Consider the following 4574-nt stretch of genomic DNA (forward strand, 5'->3'; position numbering starts at 1 on the left):
TTCAAATAAATCTTGTTCATATTCTAAAAATGCCGAAAGTTTTTCTATATTCTTTGGTTTCCATTTTAATTTTGCTCCAACTGTATTAATATTTAAATCAACGTCTTCTCCTTCTTCCTTTTTTCCTTTATCCACATGATAATACTTATACCCACCCTCAACACTTAACTCTTCATTAACTATGTATTTATTTCCTAAATAAATTTCTCTTTTTTGATTTTGTGTATTTTTATCCACCTGCATATGTGTTTTTATTTTTAAGCTATTTTTCTCAGAATATGTATAATCTAAAATTGCTTCTCCTATCTCTTGATTAGAACTAAGAGAAGAGTTTGGATTATCAAATTTATCATTAGCAATCTTATAAATTGATTGAATTTTTAAATTTTTATATTCAAAATTATATTCACCATAAACTCCATACCCTTGTTTTTTTAAATATGTATCTGTTTCTCCATATTCTAAATATAGTTTATGCTTCTCTTTATCTATAGACATATTTATAGATTTTATTTCTACTTCCTCTTTCGGCTCAGTATCTTTTATATAATTAACTCCTCCTGTTAGCCATTCATTTATTTTATATTCACCATTTATTCCATAAACTAAATGTGTTTCCTTATTATTATTATCTTCAAGTTCATAATTTATCTCTATATAAACTGGATTAAACTCACTATCAACACTTGGAATGGGTTCTGAAAAATAAATTTCACCCAACTCATAGTCTATTGTATAATCTTCAAAAACTTTTAATTTTTTTCTCTCTAATTCTATTGAAAAATGTCCTTTTTCATAAACAATTATCTCTATTTGTTCACTACCTTTAACAATTTCATTAGCTTTTAATCTATAGGGTCCTGACAATCCATCTCCTCTTATTTTTTCTATAATTTGTGTTGTTCCAACCTCAGATGCAAATGCGCCTATTTTTATTTTATCATTTTCATAGTTTCCTATTCCACCTGTTAAACTTCTTGAATATTTTGCCACCTTAATTTTCTTATTTTCTATCTGAGAAGTACTATAATCTCCATACATTAAATAAGAACTTTCCTTCTCAATTTTACCGTAAAATCTTGATGTAGATTTAGCTTGATATCCTTTTACAGAATTGTCTCCATATACTAGAAAATAATCTTCAGGATCCACATATCCAAACATACGATCTGTTTCTTTAATATTATCATATGAAAATGTTAAAAAATAATCATTATAAATATTTCCCTCTCCATAGATTGCATCTCTATATGAATATAGATGTTTTGTTCCTTTATTTATATCATATAATTTCTCTTCAAAAAGATAAAATTTCTCTCCAAACTCTTTATTAAATTCAATTCTTCCCTCTAATATTCCATTAATAAAAAATGGAGTTTCTCTTCCTTTTATATTAAGTTCTATTACTTTTTCTTTTCCCTCCACATCAACATTAAATTTCACTTTTTTAGTTCCTGGTTCTGGATAAAAATTTAATATTGATATTCCATTTTTATTAGATATTGTTTGCAATCCCATTCTACTTTTATCTGAATCTTCAGATGCCCAAGTCCCTGTATCTGAATATATTGATATTCCAACATCATGATTTATTGCACTTCCATATTCATCTTTTGCTTCTAATTTTAATTTCACTATGTCTGAATCTTCTTCAACTGAATATTTTTCAAGAGTAAAATCTTTAAATTCTCCAGTTACCATTAATCTTATTGTTCTTCTAGCTCTAACATTTCCAAATGGATCTGAAAAAGTTAACTCAACTTTATTTTCCCCTGGACTCATAGCTACAGCATTATACTCTAAAAAAAAGAGATTATTATCTTTAGAGCTTGCTGATATCCCTATTCTATCTAAAGGTACCACTTCATCATTTATATATATATTTAAAGTTCCATTTTTTGGACCTTTTACTTGGAAATTCATAATTCCTTTTACTAAATCTCCATCCTTAACATTTAAAAAATCTAAATTATTATCTATTTTTACTAAAATATCATTTAAGTCATCATATGGTATATCCTTAGATATATATTTCTCCACATCCTCTAAAAATATATCTTCATCTTTTACTTCTATTTTTTTATTAAACTTTGTTATCCCTCTTCCAGAAACAGTTCCTTTATTTCTATTTTTTTCTATATCTTCTCTAATTTTTTTAAATTCTAATTCTTTATCAAAAACTAAACGTTCAATTTCTAATTTTTCATTTTTCAATATATCTTTTCTTCCTAATATTCTTTTTTTTATTTTTTCAGATACTGGATCAAATGCAAAGTTAGCCTTATATAATTGATTCGTTTTTAAATTTATAAATGTTGATATTCCATTCTCACTATGTTTATTAGTTATTTTTCTTCCTTTCATCTTTCTTGGTAAACTCGATTCTTGAATTTTTCCCACATGAGATATTGCAGTTTGACCATAGATACTATATTTACCATCTATATCTGTAATAGCATAATCTCCATTTTCTAAAACTATTTTTACACCAGGCACAGATAAATCTCCATTATCATAAATGTTATTTCTATTATTATCTATAAAAGTTCTTCCAAAAATAACTCCTTTATTTGCAAAAATATCACTTTGAACTTCAATTGTAGCTGATGATGAATTAGAGTAATAATAGTAATTATATTTTTTACCTTTTACCTTGGCAAGATTTTTATTTTTTCCAATTTTTGCCATTACCTTAACTAAAACCATATAATTAATCTCTAATTCTTCATCTTTTTTTATTTTTCCTTCTTCTGGAATTATTGTTAAAGCAAAAGCATTTTTTATTTGCCTATCTTTTTCAAATCTAAATCCATCACTTATTGTTATTGATTCTTTTATTAATTCTAATCCTATTGGTAAAAAATCTGTTACTAAATACTCCTCTATTTCTGTATTAGATTTATTTTTTATTTTTAATGTATATTTAACTAATTCTCCTAAAAACACTTTTTTTCTGCTTACTTTTTTATCTAATAAAATCAACCCCGAATCATTTAAATTATCACTTATAATAATTTTGCTTGAAATGCTATCCTTTGTTAAATTATCTTTTTTTACAGTTAACGTTGCCCTACCAACACCACCTAATCCTTTTACATCTAATACTTCTCCTTCTAGAGTTATTTCATATTCTTTTCCAACTTCAAATTTAATATTTTCTGTTTCCATTTTGTCATTTAAATAAATTTCTTTTTCATTTTCCTCATTTCCTTTTTCACTATAAAAAAGTTTTACATTTCCAACTTCAAACTCACCTTGAAATCTACTTTTAAAACTTAACTCTTCTCCAGATTTTTTCAATATTTTCAAATCACTTTTCATAATTATTTTATCAGAATATTTTTTTATTCTTTGAACCTCTTTATGATTAATATTTTTTTCAAAAGAATATATTTCTCTTCCTACAATATTAGTTAATACATTATTTGAAATTTTTCCAGATTTCACTTTGTTTTCTATACTTTTTAAATTCAAGACACTTTCATTAATTACAGATATATTTCCTAAAATAAAAGAATATAATAAAAAAAAGGCAAGTATTATGATTATTTTTATTTGTTTAATCATTAAACTCACCTCCTATTATTATATTTAAAAAATCCCCTAGAAATATAGGGGATCTTCTAGATTTAAAATTTATTCATCTATCTTAACATGAAAATACAGTCTTACCTTTTCATTTACTTCAAGTTCTCCAGATGTAACTCTTATTAACCCTATTTCCCCTATTGCTGGGTATTCTGTTGCTGGAGAATATACTCCAAAGGTTCCATCTGCTAATATCCTTATGTATGATGGAAATGATTTTGTTCCTGCTGCTGTTGCTGAGTCAATATTTGCAAGTGTTGTATATACAGGAATATCATTTTCTATTGTTGCATTTTGAGCTGATGCTGTTCCTGTATTTGTTATTTCTATCATATAATATATTGGTTCTCCTGGAGCTGCTATTTGTAAATCTTTAGTATATGTAATTCCATCTAAAGATTGGAACTTCTCTATAGACAACTCATCTTTTATTATTGTTATTGTATCATTTGCTGCATTAGTTATTGTTGAAACATTATATGTTTCTAAACTTGTTGTCACTGTTATTGTTGTTGTATTTTGATCATCTTTAGCTGCTCCAATTGGCGTTGACGTAACTAAAAATATTGTTAAATTTTCTGTCGGATCAAGTCCTCCTATAGCTTCAAAACTATATAAACCATCTATCCCTAAGTCATATTGTCCATTTCCATTTGAATCCATATATATTGTACTTCCATAACCTGCTTCTGAATCTGCTAGAACTAATACAATTGCACTGCTCCCATTTGCTACTCCTCCACCTTCATTTACATTTCCTTCATTTGTAACAGTATGAGTAAATACTACTGTTCCATTAGGTACTGATGTTGTTGATAACGTTTCTGGAGCTATTGTTACTTTTCTAAATGGAGCTATTGTTAATAAATCATATTTTACATCTTGAACATTTGTTGTTGATGATTTTGCTCTAAAATATAGTGGTACTGGTCCTGCTAATGTTGCTTGGGCTATTGTCACTCTTGCTATTACTCTTTTATCTGTTT

At 26.4% G+C, this 4574-nt stretch carries 2 protein-coding genes; both read right to left on the bottom strand.

The genetic code is table 11. From position 1 onward, the window contains the following. The coding region (locus Q0V09_RS08015; protein ID WP_297488307.1) for a hypothetical protein at positions 1-3567 on the bottom strand (3567 nt) is incomplete at its 3' end. Positions 3568-3636: 69 nt separating this feature from the next. After that, positions 3637-4574 (bottom strand): hypothetical protein (locus tag Q0V09_RS08020; protein ID WP_297488310.1); only part of this gene is annotated, 938 nt, incomplete at its 5' end.

The organism is uncultured Cetobacterium sp., from assembly GCF_947039425.1.
In the GTDB taxonomy this organism is placed as follows: domain Bacteria; phylum Fusobacteriota; class Fusobacteriia; order Fusobacteriales; family Fusobacteriaceae; genus Cetobacterium_A.